Source organism: Xanthomonas sp. D-36-1, assembly GCF_017746155.1.
Taxonomy (GTDB): domain Bacteria; phylum Pseudomonadota; class Gammaproteobacteria; order Xanthomonadales; family Xanthomonadaceae; genus Xanthomonas; species Xanthomonas cissicola.
This window is the reverse complement of the sequence record NZ_JAGHWR010000016.1, coordinates 45,419-62,242: the sequence shown is the minus strand read 5'-3', so window position 1 is coordinate 62,242 and position 16,824 is coordinate 45,419. Positions and strand designations below refer to the sequence as shown.

At 65.3% G+C, this 16,824-nt stretch carries 13 protein-coding genes; 9 read left to right on the top strand and 4 right to left on the bottom strand.

The annotated features are described in order from the left end of the window. Positions 1–18 precede the first annotated feature (18 nt). The 4 genes from J7367_RS05130 to J7367_RS05115 form a co-directional block, all read right to left on the bottom strand. Entirely contained in the window at positions 19–747 is a 729-nt protein-coding gene (locus tag J7367_RS05130) for a UTRA domain-containing protein (RefSeq protein ID WP_057663833.1), read from the bottom strand. 105 nt (positions 748–852) lie between these two features. Continuing rightward, positions 853–1,428: a nicotinamide riboside transporter PnuC gene (gene pnuC / locus J7367_RS05125; protein WP_007972724.1), complete on the bottom strand. Its 576-nt coding sequence runs from the start codon at positions 1,426–1,428 to the stop codon at positions 853–855. Positions 1,429–1,652: 224 nt separating this feature from the next. After that, positions 1,653–3,815: a TonB-dependent receptor gene (locus tag J7367_RS05120; RefSeq protein WP_057663830.1), complete on the bottom strand. Its 2,163-nt coding sequence runs from the start codon at positions 3,813–3,815 to the stop codon at positions 1,653–1,655. Between the two features lie 31 nt (positions 3,816–3,846). Further along, positions 3,847–5,004 (bottom strand): phosphotransferase, encoded by a 1,158-nt coding sequence (locus J7367_RS05115; protein WP_057663825.1) that lies wholly within the window; start codon positions 5,002–5,004, stop codon positions 3,847–3,849. Between the two features lie 602 nt (positions 5,005–5,606). Between J7367_RS05115 and J7367_RS05110 the strand changes: the two genes are divergently transcribed. From J7367_RS05110 to bcsA, 9 genes are all read left to right on the top strand, one after another. Further along, a complete protein-coding gene (locus J7367_RS05110) occupies positions 5,607–6,446 on the top strand; it encodes a glycosyltransferase family 2 protein (protein ID WP_057663819.1) in 840 nt (279 codons plus the stop codon). Positions 6,447–6,573: 127 nt separating this feature from the next. Then, complete coding sequence (locus J7367_RS05105) at positions 6,574–7,608, top strand: hypothetical protein (protein ID WP_057663816.1); 1,035 nt, start codon at positions 6,574–6,576, stop codon at positions 7,606–7,608. A gap of 10 nt (positions 7,609–7,618) precedes the next feature. Then, a complete protein-coding gene (locus J7367_RS05100; RefSeq protein WP_057663814.1) occupies positions 7,619–9,526 on the top strand; it encodes a glycosyltransferase family 2 protein in 1,908 nt (635 codons plus the stop codon). Positions 9,527–9,575: 49 nt separating this feature from the next. Then, entirely contained in the window at positions 9,576–10,871 is a 1,296-nt protein-coding gene (locus J7367_RS05095; RefSeq protein WP_057663810.1) for a hypothetical protein, read from the top strand. Next, the gene (locus J7367_RS05090) at positions 10,853–11,821 is read left to right on the top strand and encodes a hypothetical protein (RefSeq protein ID WP_039732032.1); all 969 of its coding nucleotides are present in this window, start codon (positions 10,853–10,855) and stop codon (positions 11,819–11,821) included. The genes J7367_RS05095 and J7367_RS05090 overlap by 19 nt, the downstream gene beginning before the upstream one ends. 389 nt (positions 11,822–12,210) lie before the next feature. After that, positions 12,211–13,398, top strand: a complete 1,188-nt coding sequence (gene pncB / locus J7367_RS05085) for a nicotinate phosphoribosyltransferase (RefSeq protein WP_057663808.1) — start codon at positions 12,211–12,213, stop codon at positions 13,396–13,398. A 201-nt stretch (positions 13,399–13,599) separates the two neighbouring features. Further along, positions 13,600–14,055 carry a hypothetical protein gene (locus tag J7367_RS05080; RefSeq protein WP_022559937.1) on the top strand — a complete coding sequence of 152 codons (456 nt, stop codon included), beginning with the start codon at positions 13,600–13,602 and terminating at the stop codon, positions 14,053–14,055. Between the two features lie 28 nt (positions 14,056–14,083). After that, the gene (locus J7367_RS05075; RefSeq protein WP_057663805.1) at positions 14,084–14,560 is read left to right on the top strand and encodes a hypothetical protein; all 477 of its coding nucleotides are present in this window, start codon (positions 14,084–14,086) and stop codon (positions 14,558–14,560) included. 83 nt (positions 14,561–14,643) lie between these two features. Then, complete coding sequence (bcsA, locus tag J7367_RS05070) at positions 14,644–16,788, top strand: UDP-forming cellulose synthase catalytic subunit (RefSeq protein WP_057663801.1); 2,145 nt, start codon at positions 14,644–14,646, stop codon at positions 16,786–16,788. Positions 16,789–16,824 lie beyond the last annotated feature (36 nt).

The following is a 16,824-nucleotide window of genomic DNA, read 5'->3' as shown; positions in this document are numbered from 1 at the left end:
GGATTGTTCAGAGTTTCCCTAAAAAGCAGACCGCGTCGGCGCCTCGGTCCGTACCACCACATCCAATGCGTCGTGGCGCCAGGATTCGATATCCAGCTCCACCGCGCGGCCGTCTTCGGCAAAGCTGACCCGCTGCAGCCGAAAACATGGCGTGCCGGGCGTGGACTGCAGCAGCATCGCCTGTGTCGCGTCCAATCCGGCCGGATGCATCGACAGCTGCGCGCGGCTCAGAAACAGGCCCAGCCGCTGGTTGAACACGCTCGACAGCGACCCGGCCAGATCGTGTTCGAGCAGGCCCGGCGCCCAGGCCGCGAGCACCACATTGGTTTCCAGCAGCACGGCGCGGCGGTCGATCCAGCGCCGACGTTGCAGGACGAACACCTCGTCGTACGGGCTGTCCAGTCGCAACGCCGCGGCGTAAGCCGCGCCTGCAACCTGCCGGGTGGCGCTCAATAATTCGGTGCGCGGCTTGCGTCCCTGCGCCGCCACGTATTGCATGAAACCGGCGATGCTGGTGGGGTCGTAGCGCACGCGCGGCGCGCTGACGAACCAGCCGCGGCGGTTTTCGCGATAGATGCGGCCTTCGGCTTCAAGCTGCTGCAGCGCTTCGCGCAGCGTGATGCGGGTGCAGGCGAATCGCTCGGCCAACGCGCGTTCCACCGGCAGGCGTTGATCCGGTCCCCATTCGCCGGCTGAGATTTGTGCGGAGATCGCTTCGGTGATGGTGTGTTGGCGCGACACGCTCATGCGGCCAACCGCAGACGGAAGACCCAGTGCGTGAGCAAGCTAATGAGGTGGAAGGCATGCATGTTGCGATGGTAAAGAAGAACGCGCGCGCAAACCGCGACCGGCTTAGCGCGCGACAGCCAGGTTCTGGTTCTGTTGGGTTTTCCAGCTGTACCAGCCGTACACCGCAAGCGCCACGAAGCCTGCGTAGAGCACGGCAGTGGGGTACAGCCCCTTGCTGATGAAGACGCCGACGTAGACGCAGTCGAGCACGATCCACAATACCCAGTTGGCGATGCGCTTGCGTGCTGCCCACACGCTGGCCACCAGGCTGAAACTGGCCAGCGCCGCGTCCAGCCACGGCAGCACCGCATCGGTGCGGTAATGCATGTAGGCGCCGAGCGCCGCAGCGAACGCCGCGCCGATGCCCAGCGAAAGCCAGCGTTCGGCGGACGGCATCGGCAGCGGGCGTATCCGTGTGTCTGCTGCGGTTCCGGCTTGCCAGTGCCACCATCCGTAGAGCTGGGTCAGCACATAGATCCCTTGCAGCAGCATGTCCGAGTACAGCTTCCACTGGTAGAACAGCCACGCATACAACGCCACCGCCACGATGCCCACCGGCCAGCACCAGCGAATGCGCCGCGCGGTGAGCCACACGCCCAGCAGGTTGATCACAACGGCGATGGATTCGAGCAGCGACATGCGGTACCTGGTGCGTTGCGGATCAACGTGGCGCGGGGTAAGACGCGTAAGGGTGGAGGGGCATACAGTTCAGACGTAGGACACGACACATCGTCGTCCCCGAGCACGGGCCGCAGGCAATCCCGCAGCGCTGCCGAGTGGGCGTTGGACGCTGCCCAATAGCGCATTCGGCGTCATTGCTGTGCATGCACGGCAGGGCGTGCAATGTGTGCCGACAGTGCAGGTTAGAAATCCACCTGCACCGTCAGCCGTGCAGTGCGTGGTGCGCCGGGGAACAGATACGCATCGCCCTGATATTCGCCGGAATCGCGCCAATAGCGCTTGTCGAACACGTTGTCCACGTTCAAGCGCCAGGTGGTCGCCAGCCCGCCCAGCGCCGTGGCGTAGCGGGCACCGAGGTTGGCTACGGTGTAGGCCGGCACGCTGGCGTTGCCGAGACGGTCGGCAAACTTGCGCCCGCTGTATTGCACGCCGCCCAGCAGTGCCAGACCATCGATACCTGGCACGCTGTAATCGGCCTGCACGCTGGCGCGCAGCTTGGGCACGTTGATCGCCTGATGGCCTTCGTACTCGGCAATGTCGGTGTCCTCCGCACGCGCGCGGAGTGCCGCGACGCTGGCGAACAGATGCAGCTGCCGGGTCGCTGCACCGTCGGCAGACAGCTCCAGGCCACGGTTATGCAGGCGACCCTGCTGCACATAGAGCAGACCGCCATCGGCCTGCGGTTGGGTGAACTGGTAAGCCTGGCGGATGTCGAACAGGGCCGCGCCCAGGCGCAGGCCCCGCAGGTCGATCTTGGCGCCGGTTTCCAGCTGGTACGCATTGGTGGGCGGCAGGATATCGTCGGCGTTATCGGCAAACCAAGGCGCCGTGCCGTCTGCCGCCAGGCTCTTGGCGTAGCTGGCATACAGCAACATGTTCTGCTGCGGCTTGAACAACAGCGCTGCCTGCGGCAGCACCGTGTCTTTGCGCGTGCGTCGTTCCAGCCGGCCGTCGCGATCGAAGCTGCGTTCGTCCAGTTGCACGTAGCGCGCGCCAAGCGACAGTTCCCACTGCGCACCCAGGCCGATCCGGTCGGCCATGACCAGCGCACGCTGGCGGCTGTCCAGACGGCGCTGCTTGGGATCCAGCGCAACATCCGTCTGCGCGAAGACGTCCGGGTCGCGATCGATGCTGCCGCTGCCGACGAATTCGTTGACCGAACCAAAACGGTCGATGGTGCGGCGCAGCCATTCGCCGCCGATGCTCAGGTGATGCTCCAGCGCGCCGGTCGCGACATGGCCTTCGAGCGTGGCACGCAGCTGATCGTGCACGCGGGTGTCGTCGGGGCTGCGGTAATCGTAGATGTCGTACTCGCCCTGCGCGCTGAAGAAGTTCGGGGTGGCGATGTCGGCGCAGCTTGCCGCGCCATAACAGCCCCAGGCGAATGCGGAGAAATCGTTGATCTTCGAACGACTGCGCGATGCTTCGGCGGTGGCGCGCCAGTCGTCGTTGAACTGGTAGGCGTAACGCAGCTGCGCGTTGAGCGAATCCATTTCCACCGGCCGCACCCACGGCTGGTAGCCGAGCAGGCGGTGCACATCGATATCGCGCGGTACCTGCGTGCCGCCCAGCAGTTGATAGCCTGGCACCGAGCGCTGTTGTCGGTGCTGATATTCCACGTCCAGCTGCAGCAGCGCCTGCGGGGTGATCTTCCAGTCGCCGGCCAGCGACAGGAAATTGCGGTAGCCGTCGGCATGATCGACATAGCTGCCGATGTCTTCGCGTGCGGCGTTGACGCGTAACCCCAGCGTGCGTTCGGCACCGAACCAGTCGCCCAGATCGGCGGCGACATAGCGCGAGCCCTGTTCGTCGGTGCCCAGGGTGACGCTGCGCACGTGCTCGGGCCGCTTGGTGCGGTAGTCGATCAGCCCGGCCGGTTCGTTGACGCCCGATTGCAGCCCGGCCAGGCCTTTGAGCAATTGCACCTGCTGTTTGTTTTCCAGTGCGATCGATTGTTCGCCCACCGCACTCATGCCGTTGATGCGGTAGCTGTTGGCGGCATTGAGCGAATAGCCGCGCACCACGAAGTTTTCGTAATAGCCGATCGGCGCGTACGCATCGCCGGCGGAGGCATCGGCGCGCAATACCTCACTGAGTACGCGCGCCTGACGATCGAGCAATTGCGCACGATCGATGACCGCGATCGAGGCGGGCGCGTCCAGCAGCCGGGTGGCGCCAAATCCGCTCAATGCCGTCCTGGTCTCCACACGTTCGCCACGCACGTTGACCGCGTCCAGTTCCACTGCATCGGCGCCGGGTTGCTGCTGCGCCAGTGCAGGGGCGCAGCAAAACGCCAGTGCAAGCGCAAGCGGGCAGCGGGAGAGCAGGGGGAAGGCAACGGACATTGGGCAAGACTCGACAGAGAAGGGAAGGTGCTCAGGGCAGCCGGCGCGCACGTGCGTGCAGGTGTTGGAGCAGGTGCCGACCATCGGCGCTGGCGAACCAGTCCGCGTGGCCGAGCAGATAGCGGTGATAGGCGATATCGACGTTGGCGGGCGAACGCGTGATGCCGGCGAAATATTCCATTTCGCTCAAGGCGAAGTCGGCATGCACGATCGGCAGCAGTGCGGCCAGGCGGCGCAAGTGGTTTGCGTCCAGTGGGCGATGCTGCGCGTAGCCCTCCAGCAGCGCGTCGAGCTGGTCGAGCTCGGCCTGTGCGCGTGCGCCGGTGTCCAGCCGCAACCAGGGGATGAGGTTGCGTTCGATCGCGGTGGCCAGATCGAACAGCGCGCTGCTGCAATCGCTCAATCCGAAATCGAAGATGGCGCTGACGCGGGTAGCTCCGTCGTTGGTGTCCCACAGCAGGTTGGACGCATGCCAGTCGCCATGGGTCCACAGCGGCGGTAACGCGCCCGGCGCGGACAGCAGCGGCCATGCCTGCGCATGCCAGGGCAGCAGGTGGGTGGCCAGATCGTGTTGCCAGGGGCGGTCCTGCAGGGCTGCTGCCAGGTGCGGTCGTGTTGGCAAGGCATCGTGCAACGCCTGCACCGGGTCTGCCTGCGCAAACAATCGCAGATTGGCGACCAGCATGCTGGTGGAGCGTGCCGGCGCATCGAAGCCCTGGGCCGCGCGATGCAGTTGCGCCAACGCAGCGCCGGCCGCCCGCGCATGCGCAACGTCGGTGAACGGTGTCCACGACAACGCATCGCGGTAGAGGTCGCGTCCCGCGCCGACCCGCTGCACTTCGTACACCCAATCGGCGTGCGCCAGCGCAGTGCGGCCCTGCGCGTCGTGCAGTACCTCCACCACCGGCGCGCCGGCCCAGCGCAGATGGGCCATGAAGCTGTGTTCCTCGCGTAGCGCGGCCACGCTGCGCACACTGCGGTGGTGGCGTTTGACGATGACCGGGCCACTTGCCGTGTCCACGCATGCCGCTGCAGAGAACGGGCGCGCGCTATGCCAGCGCACCGCAGTGAGGTGGCCCACCGCCGCAAACCGCTGCAGCACGCGATGGATTTCATCGGTGGTCAGTACTGGCCAGTCCGGCAGTGCCAGTTCCAGGCTCATGCCATGCACCTGGTGCGGGACGTTCATGGGCCGACGCCCGACAGGCGCAGCAACCGTGCTGCGCGGGTGATTGGTATAGACCAAGTGGTCAGGAGTACGGCGGAGGGCGCGGCGCGCGCGCCGTCGAGGACAAGAACGGCGCTGCCGGGCCGTTGCCGCATCGCGTCGGCCATCAGGTCGCGGCGATGCAGGCAATGAAGAGGCAGCGCGAAACCGCAAGGTCGCTAACCGTCATCTCAACAATCAGGTGTGGGAGTGCACCAAAAGCAACCTGCAAGACGGCTGGCGGTCAGGTGCGTACGGGCGACGCGCTCTGATGCGGATGTACGCCTGGTACATGCATCGAGTGCTGCCCGCGCTTGCCTGGCTGCGCAGTCGGTTTGCCGGTCGCACAAAAGTGTGGCAACGGAAACCGCGTGCGGCTCCGGGCGCGCAGTATGCGCCTTGCGGCGATGGGTCGCCATGCTGCAACGCGCATTTGCGCCAGGCACCGCTTGCAAGCGAGAGCGTGGCGCACGTCAACCCGCGTCCGGCCCTCGACGCAATGCAGTCGCGGCAGCGCCTGTCGCGCAGCGTGCATTGCGAACCCAAGATGGCGCTGCGCCGCTCCGGCACCGGATAATGGCCGGATGACTCCCGTCCAGATCGCCGCCGTCGTCGTCACCTATGAAAGCAGCAGCACCATCGATGCGTGCCTGTCGCGATTGCGCGCGGCCGAGGGCATCAGCGAGATCCGGGTGGTCGACAACGCTTCCAGCGACGACACCCTGGAAGTGGTGCAGCGTCATGCCTTGGCCGATGCGCGGCTGCATTTCATCGCCAATCCCGATAACCCTGGTTTTGCGACTGCCTGCAACCAGGGTGCGCGCGATTCGCAGGCGCCCTGGCTGGTCTTCATCAACCCGGACCTGATGGTCGCGCGCGATACCTTGCTGCAGCTGTACCACCGCGCAGCGGGGCATCCGGCGGTGCTGCTGGGGGTGGAGCAGGTGGATGAGCAGGGGCGCCCGGATGCGGCTGTGCGCCGCCGCGACCCGGACTTTGCCGCGATGCTGCGCGCGCCGCGCGCCGCCGCCAATCTGGCGGTGCCGGCCGATCCGTCACGGGCCTTGCAACCGGTGGATGCGATCTCCGGGGCATTGATGCTGATGCAGCGCAGCCTGTTCGACCGGCTGGACGGCTGGGACGGCAGTTACCGTCTGCATGCTGAAGACCTGGATCTGTGTCGGCGCGCCCGCCAGGCGGGTGCGCTGGTGGCGGTAGCCAATGATCTGCAGGTGCTACACGTACGCGGGGTTTCCAGCCGCGCGCGGCCGTTCTTCGTGGAATGGCACAAACATCGTGGATTGTGGCGCTATTTTCGTAAATTCGAGGCTGATCGGCGCGGGCTGCTGACGCGGTTCGGAGTGTGGCTTGCAATCTGGATTCACGCAGCCGCACAGGTGCCGCGTTTGTTGCAAAACAAGTGAGCTCGACCGCGTTAAATTTGTGATAAATCGGTGAGGGTCGCCGGCTGCAACTGTGATACGTTTCGCTCCGAAGTGTGATCAACCCTAGCTTCCTGTCCCTTCCGGGTCCCCCATCAGGAATCGTGCAATGTCTTTACAGAACGACCCGCAATGGCGGGTACGTCGGTCGTGCGCTACCTCGCTGCAGTCCAGTTCGGTTGCCCCGCTTTCTCATCCAAATCCAACGCAACCGCGTGCGCTGTCGGTCCTGGCATCGGCGCTTGCACTGGGCTGTGTGCTGGCCGCGGCGCCGGGCGCCGCGTTGGCCGGCGCGTGGACCCAGGCGCAGGGCGACACCCTGGTGATCGTCAAGGCGCTGCATAGCGATGGTCGCGGGTGGTTCGACGACAGCCACCACCGCACCACCTTTGGCGACGGCCAGCAATTCGACGGCAATGGCCGCAGCCGTCAGGACCAGCTCAACGTCTACGTCGAGCATGGTCTGACCGAAAAGCTCAGCTTCATCGGCAACTTCTATTTCAGCGACGTGGGTTTCAGCAACCACGATGCCGTCAATGGCCGTCAGCAAACCACGACGACCGGTTTTGCCGATCAGGAAATTGGCTTGCGCTATGCGCTGCCGAGCGCGCAGAACGATGTCTGGCGCAGTGCCGTCCAGGCCTTGGTGAGCGTCCCTGCATATGGGCGCAGCAAGACCTACCACCCGAACAATCCTTCCGCCAATTCCGACCCTGCGCTTGGTCTTGGCGACTATGGCCTCGAGCTGCGCTACAGCCGGGGGCGCGGTTACACGCTGGGCGGCCGCAACGGCTACGTCGATCTTGGGGGGGCGGTCCGCCTGCGCGGAAGCGCGGCGTCGGACGAACTGCGGGTGGACGCGTCCACAGGTCTGAGTCTGACCCCGAGTTGGCTGCTATTGGGCGAACTCAACGTGATCCAGGGGTTGGGCAACGGGCGTGGCAACGTCGATGTTGCCGGTAGCGGTGGCGGCGTGGGCTTCGTCGCCACCGGCACCAACTACGATCTCACCAAGTTGCAGTTGTCCACGCTGTATACGGCGCCGGGTGGCAGTCAGTGGCAGGTGGGGTATCAGCAGCCGGTCATGGGCCGCAACACCGGTGCCGCGGGCGGGCCATTCGTGGCCGCCTGGTGGCGTTTCTAAGGGGCCGCACATGACGGTGACCTGCGAAACGGACGCGCTGGGACGAGCGCCGGACATCGGCCGCGAACGCGGCCTGCTGGGTCGTGCGCTGGTGTCGGCAGGCGTCATCACCGACGAACAGCTGCGCTCGGCGCTGGCCTTGCAGCAACGCTGGAATTCGCGCCTCGGCGATGTGATCCTGGCCCAGCGCGGCGTGCCGGCGCAGCGGTTCTACGCCATCGTTGCCGCGCACTTCGGGCTGCAATTCATCGATCTGGTGCAGCAACCGCCGGATCCTGCGCTGCTCACCCCCGGCGATCTGGATAGCTACGCGCAACGCCTGGTGTTGCCGTGGCGGCGCGAGGACGGTGTGCTGGTGCTGGCGGTGGCCGATCCGGACCCGGCCCTGTTCGCCTGGGCACGCGCCCATTATGGCGAAGACGTGCGCTTTGTCGGTACCGCCAAGTTCGACATCATCTGGAGCCTGCAGCGCTACGCCGACGAGCAGCTCACCGACAACGCGCTGAATCTGCTTGCAGCGCATGCGCCGACGTATTCGGCACGCCAGGTCATCACGCGCGGGCAGAAGTTCGCATTGTGGGCGCTGGCGGCGGTGATGCTGGTGACGTTGGTGCTGTTCCCGGTGCCGGCCTTGATCGCCGTCAACGTGCTGGTGGCGCTGGGCTTTCTGGCCACCTTCGGGTTGAAGTTGCTGCTGGTGTGGTTCGGCTCGCGCCATCGCATCGACATCAAGGTCACCGAAGACGAAGTGGCCGCGCTGCGCGATGACGAGCTGCCGGTCTATACCGTGCTGGTGCCGATGTACAAGGAGCCGGAAGTCCTGCCGATTCTGGCCAACGCGCTGCGCAAGCTCGATTACCCGATCAGCAAGCTGGACGTAAAGCTGGTGCTGGAAGCGGACGACCTGGACACCATCGAAGCGGCCAAGAAACTCGGCCTGGAAGCGTTCTTCGAAATCATCCGGGTGCCGCCGTCGCAGCCCAAGACCAAGCCCAAGGCCTGCAACTACGCATTGCATTTTGCGCGTGGCGAGCTGCTCACCATCTACGATGCCGAAGACAAGCCCGAGCCGGACCAGCTCAAGCGCGTGGTTGCGGCATTCCGCAAGGCTGAGAAGGATGTGGTGTGCATCCAGGCGCGGTTGAACTACTACAACGCCGACGAAAACTGGCTGACCCGGATGTTCACGCTGGAGTACACGCTCTGGTTCGACTTCTACCTGCCGGCGCTGGAATACCTGCGTATTCCGATTCCGTTGGGCGGTACCTCCAATCACTTCCGTCTGGACGTGTTGCGCCAGGTGCGCGCGTGGGACCCGTACAACGTTACCGAAGACGCCGATCTGGGCGTGCGGCTGATCCAGAACGGGTATCGCGTCAACGTGGTCAATTCCACCACCTTCGAAGAAGCCAACGTCAGCATTCCCAACTGGATCCGGCAGCGTTCGCGCTGGCTCAAGGGCTATATGCAGACCTGGCTGGTGCATATGCGCGACCCGGTGCATCTGTATCGCAGTACCGGCTTCAAGGGATTTTGGGGGTTTCAGTTCTTCATCGGCGGCGGTTTTTTCACCGCATTGGGCGTGCCGGTGCTGTGGGCGTTGTACGCGGCGTGGGCGCTGACCGGCACCTCGATGTTCGAGCGCTTCTTCCCGCCGTGGCTGGCGGCGGTCTCGCTGGTCAATCTGCTGCTGGCCAATGCGTTCTTCATCTACATCACGCTGGTTGCAGCGTTCAAACGCGACTACTTCAAGCTGGCGCCGTACGCACTGACGGTGTCGTTCTACTGGGCGTTGCAGTCGATCGCCGCCTACAAGGGTCTCTGGCAGCTGATCCACAATCCGTTCTATTGGGAGAAGACCACGCATGGCATCAGCAAGCATTCGGAAAACGAGCGCCGCGCCGCACTCGAAGAGTGAGCCGGTTGCGCAGCGTCGCGAGAGCGGGCTGCCGGCGTTCCTCATCGCCGTGGTGGCGCTGTCGCTGCTGAGCCAGCCGTTGCTGGTGCAGTCGGTGGCCACGGTGCCCGCGCTTGTGCCGGACATCGGCGTGCCGGCGACCGGGTTGTTGGCGTGGGCGGTCGATCTCACCCTGCATCGCTGGAATCTGCCGTTCCAGGTCTGGCCATGCGTTGCGGTGGCTGCGAACGCGCTGTTCCTGTCGCTGCTGTGGCGCGATCTGGCTGGCGTGTTCGGGCGCGGCTGGGCCAGCGCTCTGACGCTGCTGGTGGGCTGCAACCCGCTGTTCCTGCTGCCGATCGCTGCCGGCGGCAGTCAGGCGGTGGGGTTGCTGGCCTTCTACGGTTTGTGCCGCACCTTGCGCCGCTTGCAGGCGCCGGTGGAAGCCTTCACCTATCTGCGCATCGCCGGTTGGTTGTGCATCTTGCTGTGCCTGGATCTGCAGACGCTGGCGCTGTCGACAATGGTCGCGTCGTGGCTGCTGCTGGTCATGCCGCCGCAGATGCTGCGCAAGGCACCGGGCTCGTTCTACCTGGTGTGCTATCTGCCGTTCGCGTTCCTGGTCGGCATGTGGGCCTACGTCAATCTGGTCGTGTTCAATGCGCCGTGGCCGACGCTGTCCAGCGTCGCACAGGCGTCGCACCCGTTGCCGTTGCCATTGGCCGGCCATGCCGACGGCTGGTTGCCGGCGGTCCGCTGGGGTGTGGCGGCCGTGGTGTGCTTCCCGGTGCTTGCGCTGGTGGCGCGTGCGCGCAGCGGTGCGTTGGCGCGCGGCGTGGTGGCCAGTACCGGCACCGTGATCTGCGCGGCCGCGCTGTCGTTCGCGTTCGGCTGGGCTGGCTTCGATACCCTGCTGCTGTTGTGGGTGCCGGCGGCGCTGTTGCTGCGTGCGCTGCACGCCGACCAACGCGGCCAGGCGGCCGGATTGCTGGTGCTGGGCCTGTTTGGTGCGATCTGGGCACAACCGCAGGGTTGGGGCAGATGGATGCATGCCGCAGCGCCCGACGAACAGGCCTTGATGCAGGGCGAGGCCGTTGTCATGACCGCGCCGGTATCGTTGCCGCTGCGTGCATCGGACGCCCCCACTACGCAGGATGTTGATGTAGGGCAGTCGGCGATGGCCGAGAGCGCTGCGGTGGCCCTGGCTGCAACGGCAACTGACCACACTGCCGTGCCGGCCAACCCGTCGGCGGCCACGGTGGCGCCGCAGGACAAGAACAATGCATCGTTGCGTGCGACGGCGTGCTCCCGGCACGCGGCGCCGCCGAATGCCGAGGTGTCTGCTGCATGTTCAAGCGCGTTCTAAGCGTCGCAACGTTGATCGGCGTGTGTGTGCTGGCAAACGGCTGCAATGCGGCCGCGCCGACCTGGATGGGCGCCAACGTCAAGGTCTCCGCCAACGCCCCGTGGGAAAGCCAGGCTGCAGCGCAGTCGTTGGACGCATTGGCCAAGACAGGTGCAAGCAAGGCGTTGCTGGTGGCGTTCGTGTGGCAGGCCGGCCCGCAGTCCAACGACCCGGTGCTGGGCAGCGACAGCAGTGTCGACGCCATGCGCGCTGCGTTGCGGCAAAGCCTGCAGGCTGGCTTGCAGCCGACGCTCAAGGTGCATGTCTGGATTCCGGGGCACTGGGCCGGCGATGCCGCACCCACCGACCCGGCAGCCTGGTTTGCGGCCTACCAGAATGCGTTGCTGCCGTTGGCCAGGTTGGCCCAGGACGAACACGCCGAAGCGCTGGTGCTCGGCACCGAGTTGCGCAAGTTGCAGGATGCGCCGCAATGGCCGGCGTTGGTCGCGGCGGTGCGCAAGGTCTATCACGGAAAATTGCTGTATGTGGCCGACGGCATGGAGCATGCCGAGAGCTTCCGTTACTGGTCGTTGTTCGATGCGGTGGGCACCAGCCTGTATCCGCGCCTGTCCGAAGCTGCCGATGCACGCAGCGCTGAAATGACCGCTGCGGCGCAACGCCTGCAGCAGTTGGGTCAGCGCGTGGGCAAGCCGGTGTGGGTGGCCGAGCTGGGATTGCGTTCGGCGCGCGGTAGTCTGGCAGCGCCGTGGGAAAGCCCCGAGCAGCGCACGGCCGCCGTCGATACGCGCTTGCAGCTGCAGGTGTTGCAGCAGTGGCGCAAGGTGCTGCAGGCGCATGGCGTGGAAGGCATCGCGCTGTGGTGCTGGTATACCGACCCCAAGGCCGGCGGCCCGGGCGACAGCGACTTCACCGTACAGGGCAAGCCGGCGCAGCAGGTGCTGGCGCGCTGAGGGCGGCTCACCAAACGGCTGCGCGTGCCGCAAGGCGGTGCGCGGTCGGTGACCGGATCGCCGGATACCGCTCGCGTGCCTGGGCTTCAGGCGCCGGCCACGCCACGTGATGCGGGCTCGCTTTGGTGGTCAGTCGCGCTAAATCGTGGCTGCACAGGCATGGTATGCACCTGTGCTGCGCCTCAGGCGGGCGCGGCTGCACGTGCTGGCGTCACTTTGCATGCCTTCTGCCTTTCCCCAGCAACTGCGCTGCGCAGGACTGGTTGAAACTCGCTGGCCCAACTTGGCAATCGCCGGTCCGTGCCTGACGACACAGGTGCGGAGCGTCGTCACGCGAGGCGTGCGCAGTGCACGCCCCGCCATCGCCGCTAAGGGCATAATCCGGCGGCATGATCATCCATTCGTTGCTCGACACCGATCTGTACAAATTCACCATGATGCAGGCGGTGCTGCACCAGCACCCGGCAGCGCAGGTGGATTACCGCTTCAAATGCCGCACTCCCGGCGTGGACCTGGCGCAGTTCATCGATGAGATCTCGCGCGAGATCGATGCGCTGTGCCGGTTGCGGCTGCGCGAGGACGAAGTGGATTACCTGCGCAGCCTGCGCTTCATCAAGCCGGACTTCGCCGACTTCCTGGCGCTGTTCCATCTGGATCGCAAGTATCTGAGCCTGACCGCATCGGCCACCCATCCGGGCGAGATCGAGCTGACCATCCGCGGGCCGTGGCTGCACACCATCCTGTTCGAGGTGCCGCTGCTGGCGATCATCAACGAGGTCTGGTTCCGCAATACCTCCGAGCCGGATTTCGAAGAAGGCCGCAGCCGCCTGCGCGAGAAGGTAGCCAGCCTGCGCAGCATGCCGGCCGGCTGCAAGATCGCCGATTACGGCACCCGGCGGCGCTATTCGCGGCAATGGCATGGCGAGTTGCTGCCGCTGCTGCGCGATGGCCTGGGCGAGCAGTTCGTCGGCACCAGCAACGTGTACTTCGCCAAGCAGTACGGGCTGACCCCGCTGGGAACCATGGCGCACGAGTATCTGCAGGCGTTCCAGGCGTTGGGTCCGCGGCTGCGCGATTCACAGGTGGCGGCGCTGGAATCGTGGGCGCGCGAATACCGTGGCGATCTGGGTATCGCGTTGTCGGACGTGGTCGGGCTGGATGCGTTCCTGCGCGATTTCGATCTGTATTTCTGCAAGTTGTTCGATGGCATGCGCCACGATTCGGGCGACCCGTTCGAATGGGGCGAGCGCGTCATCGCGCATCTGGAAGCGCACCGCGTCGATCCCCGGACCAAGGTGCTGGTATTCAGCGACGGGCTCAATATCGACAAGGTGATGCGGCTGTACCAGCACTTCCACACGCGCTGCCGGCTGGCCTTCGGGGTGGGCACCAGCCTCACCAACGATCTGGGACCGATGCCGCTGCAGATCGTGATCAAGATGGTCCGCTGCAATGGCCAGCCGGTGGCCAAGCTCAGCGACTCGCCCGGCAAGAGCATGTGCGAGGACATCGGGTATCTGCGCTATCTGCGCTATCTGCGCGACGTGTTCGGGTTGCCGCCGATGGCAGAGACATGATCGATCGGGGCAACACTGCAGAAGAGTGACTGGCAGGGTGACCACCCGCTAAGTAAATTCCCTACACGCTGTTGGGGAATGCCGGAAAAAGTGAGACGTAGCTCTCAATTCCGGGGTGTCGGCCGTTAACATCATCACACGTGCATCACATCGGGTGCATGCGTCGCATGTGACGGCCCCTTTCCTTGCGAAGTCTGTTGAATGAGCGCACTCGACCCGCTGCCGCTATACCGCACGCGCAGTTGCTCCCGGCAATGGCTGGGGTTTGTGCGCGCGATGGCCGAGGAGTTCGGCGCCGAGTTGTCCGAGGACGATCTGGCCCTGTTGATGGCGCGGATCGGCCGCCGCTTCGCACGCGAACAGCGGCTGGCGCCCTGCGCCACGCTGGATGACGCGCAGCACGCGGCCAATGCGGTGTGGGACTGCTGCGATTGGGGCCAGTGCGCGTTGGAGGAGTACACCGACCATGTGCAGATCCGGCACGCAGGGGCGCCGTTGAGCGTCGCGCTGAATGGCGCCGCGTGGAGCGATGGGTTCTTGCAGGGGGTGTATGAGGGGTGGTTTCAGCAATTGGGGATGCTGGCAGGCCTGGCGGTGCAGAGCGTGCCGAGCGACACCGTTGATCTGCGCCGCCTGGTGTTGGCGCGCACGGCATGAGCATGTCTGATCGGGCAAGGAGAGTGTGATGACAGCGAAGAAGGGCAAGGACGCAATCCAACATGACGATGTGTCGGGCCTGTTCGCGCGTCTGGGAACGCCGGCGAGCCAGGGGTACCACGATTTCGCCTACACCCAGCTGTCGCCGCGCACCTCTGGCCTGACGCAGGCCCATGCGCCGGCAGCGGTCGAACCGATCACTATTGCGCCCGATGCCGTGCAGCCGCCGGTGGGGGTTTCAGCGCCGACGCCGGGCGTGGGCATGCCGGCCACCGTCCCGCTGCCAGAGCGTTCCTTGCAACCCGTCGTGACGGCAGCAGATCAGGTGCCGGATGCGCTCGCCCCGCTGCGCAGGTTGCGTCAGTTCGACGAACCGGCGCCGCGCGGCGTGCAGCCGGCCGATCGGCCTGCGCAGACGCCATTGGAGCGCTTGTTCCAGCGCCTGTTGCAGGCCGATGCGCGCAGCTGCGCGCAAAGCCCGCTCAAGCGCCTGCGTTCGCGTTGACCTGTTGCCCGTTGTTCCCCGCCGCAGGCGCCATGCGCTTGCGGCTTGTTGTGCCGCACGCCGCCATGCCTGAAGGACGATTGATGACCGCTGCCAGCCGCCGTTCCGCATCACCGCTGCCCACGCTGGCGACCTGGGCGCTGTGGTTGCTGGGTGCGTTGCTGCTGGTGTTCGTGGTGGCCGTGCCGATGGATGTGACGCAGCAGCTGGTGTTTTCCGGCGTGTTGTTCGCGGTGGCGTTGGCGGTGCGCAACCGCGGCGGGCGGGTGGTCATCCTGATGATGATGGGGATGTCGCTGGCGGTGTCGTGCCGTTACATCTGGTGGCGCATGACCCAGACCATGGGCGTGGGCAGCGCGGTGGATTTCATCCTCGGCCTGGGCCTGCTTGGCGCCGAGCTGTATGCCTTCGTGATCCTGGTGCTGGGCTATTTCCAGGTGCTGTGGCCGCTCAACCGCAAGCCGGTGCCGCTCCCGGCCGACCAGCGCCTGTGGCCCAGCGTGGACGTGTTCATCCCGACCTACAACGAGCCGCTGTCGGTGGTGCGCACCACCGTGCTGGCGGCCAGTGTGATCGATTGGCCGGCCGGCAAGATCACCATCCATTTGCTGGACGACGGCCGTCGCGACGAGTTTCGCGCGTTCTGCGCCGAGGTCGGCATCAACTACGTCACCCGCACCAATAAAGCGCATGCCAAGGCCGGCAACATCAATGCCGCGTTGAAGAAGTGCAGCGGCGATTATGTGGCCATCTTCGATTGCGACCACATTCCCACCCGCAGTTTTCTGCAGGTGGCGATGGGCTGGTTTCTGCACGACACCAGGCTGGCACTGGTGCAGATGCCGCACTATTTCTTTTCGCCGGACCCGTTCGAACGCAACCTGGACACGCATGGCAAGGTGCCCAACGAAGGCGAGTTGTTCTACGGCCTGCTGCAGGATGGCAACGACCAGTGGAATGCCACGTTCTTCTGTGGTTCGTGTGCGGTGATCAAGCGCACCGCGCTGGAAGAAGTGGGCGGCGTGGCGGTGGAAACGGTCACCGAAGATGCGCACACCGCGCTCAAGCTGCAGCGCCGCGGTTACCGCACCGCCTACCTGGCCGTGCCGCAGGCTGCGGGCCTGGCCACCGAAAGCCTGTCCGGCCACGTGGCGCAGCGCATCCGCTGGGCGCGCGGAATGGCGCAGATCGCACGCATCGACAACCCCTTGCTGGGTCGCGGGCTCAAACTGTCGCAGCGGCTGTGCTACCTCAACGCGATGCTGCACTTCTTCTACGGCGTGCCGCGCATCATCTATCTCACTGCGCCGCTGGCCTATCTGTTCTTTGGCGCGCACGTGATCCAGGCCTCGGCGTTGATGATCCTGGCCTACGCCCTGCCGCATATTTTGCAGGCCAACCTGACCAATCTGCGCGTGCAGAGCCGCTTCCGCCATCTGCTGTGGAACGAGGTCTACGAAACCACGCTGGCCTGGTACATCTTCCGTCCCACCCTGGTGGCCTTGCTCAATCCCAAACTCGGCAAGTTCAACGTCACACCCAAGGGTGGGCTGGTGGCGCGCAGCTATTTCGATGCGCAGATCGCCAAACCCTATCTGTTCCTGTTGTTGCTCAACGTGGTGGGCGTCGTGGCCGGTGTGCTGCGGCTGATCTATGTGGGTGGCAGCGGCGAGCAGCAGACCATCTGGTTCAACCTGGCCTGGACGCTCTACAACATGGTGCTGCTGGGCGCCACGATTGCCACCGCCAGCGAAACGCGCCAGGTGCGCAGCGCCCACCGTGTGCCGCTGGATGTGCCGGTCACCCTGTATCTGCCCGATGGCGGTGTGCTGCCGAGTCGCTCGGTGAATTTTTCCACGGGCGGCATGGCGATCATGCTCGCGCAGCCGCAGCCGATCGAGCCGGGTTTGCCGGTGCAGATCGGCCTGAGCCATCGCGGCGTGGAGCAGACCTTGCCGGCGGTGGTGCGCCAGGATCGCGATGGACAGGTCAGCATCCAGTTCACGCAGATGTCGATGGAACAGGAGCGCTGGCTGGTGGCGTCGACCTTCGCGCGCGCCGACATCTGGCTGTCGCAGTGGGGCCAGCACGACCGCGATGCGTTCTGGCGCTCGATGGGACAGGTGTTGGAAGCCAGTGCACGCGGATTCGGGCGACTGGGCGGGCATATCGTGGACAGCGCGCGGCAGGGCTTTCGCCCGAGGCGCGCGGTGGATCTGGAGTCGTAAGTGTGATGCGTGGCGTTTCTTTTTGCTTTACCAGGA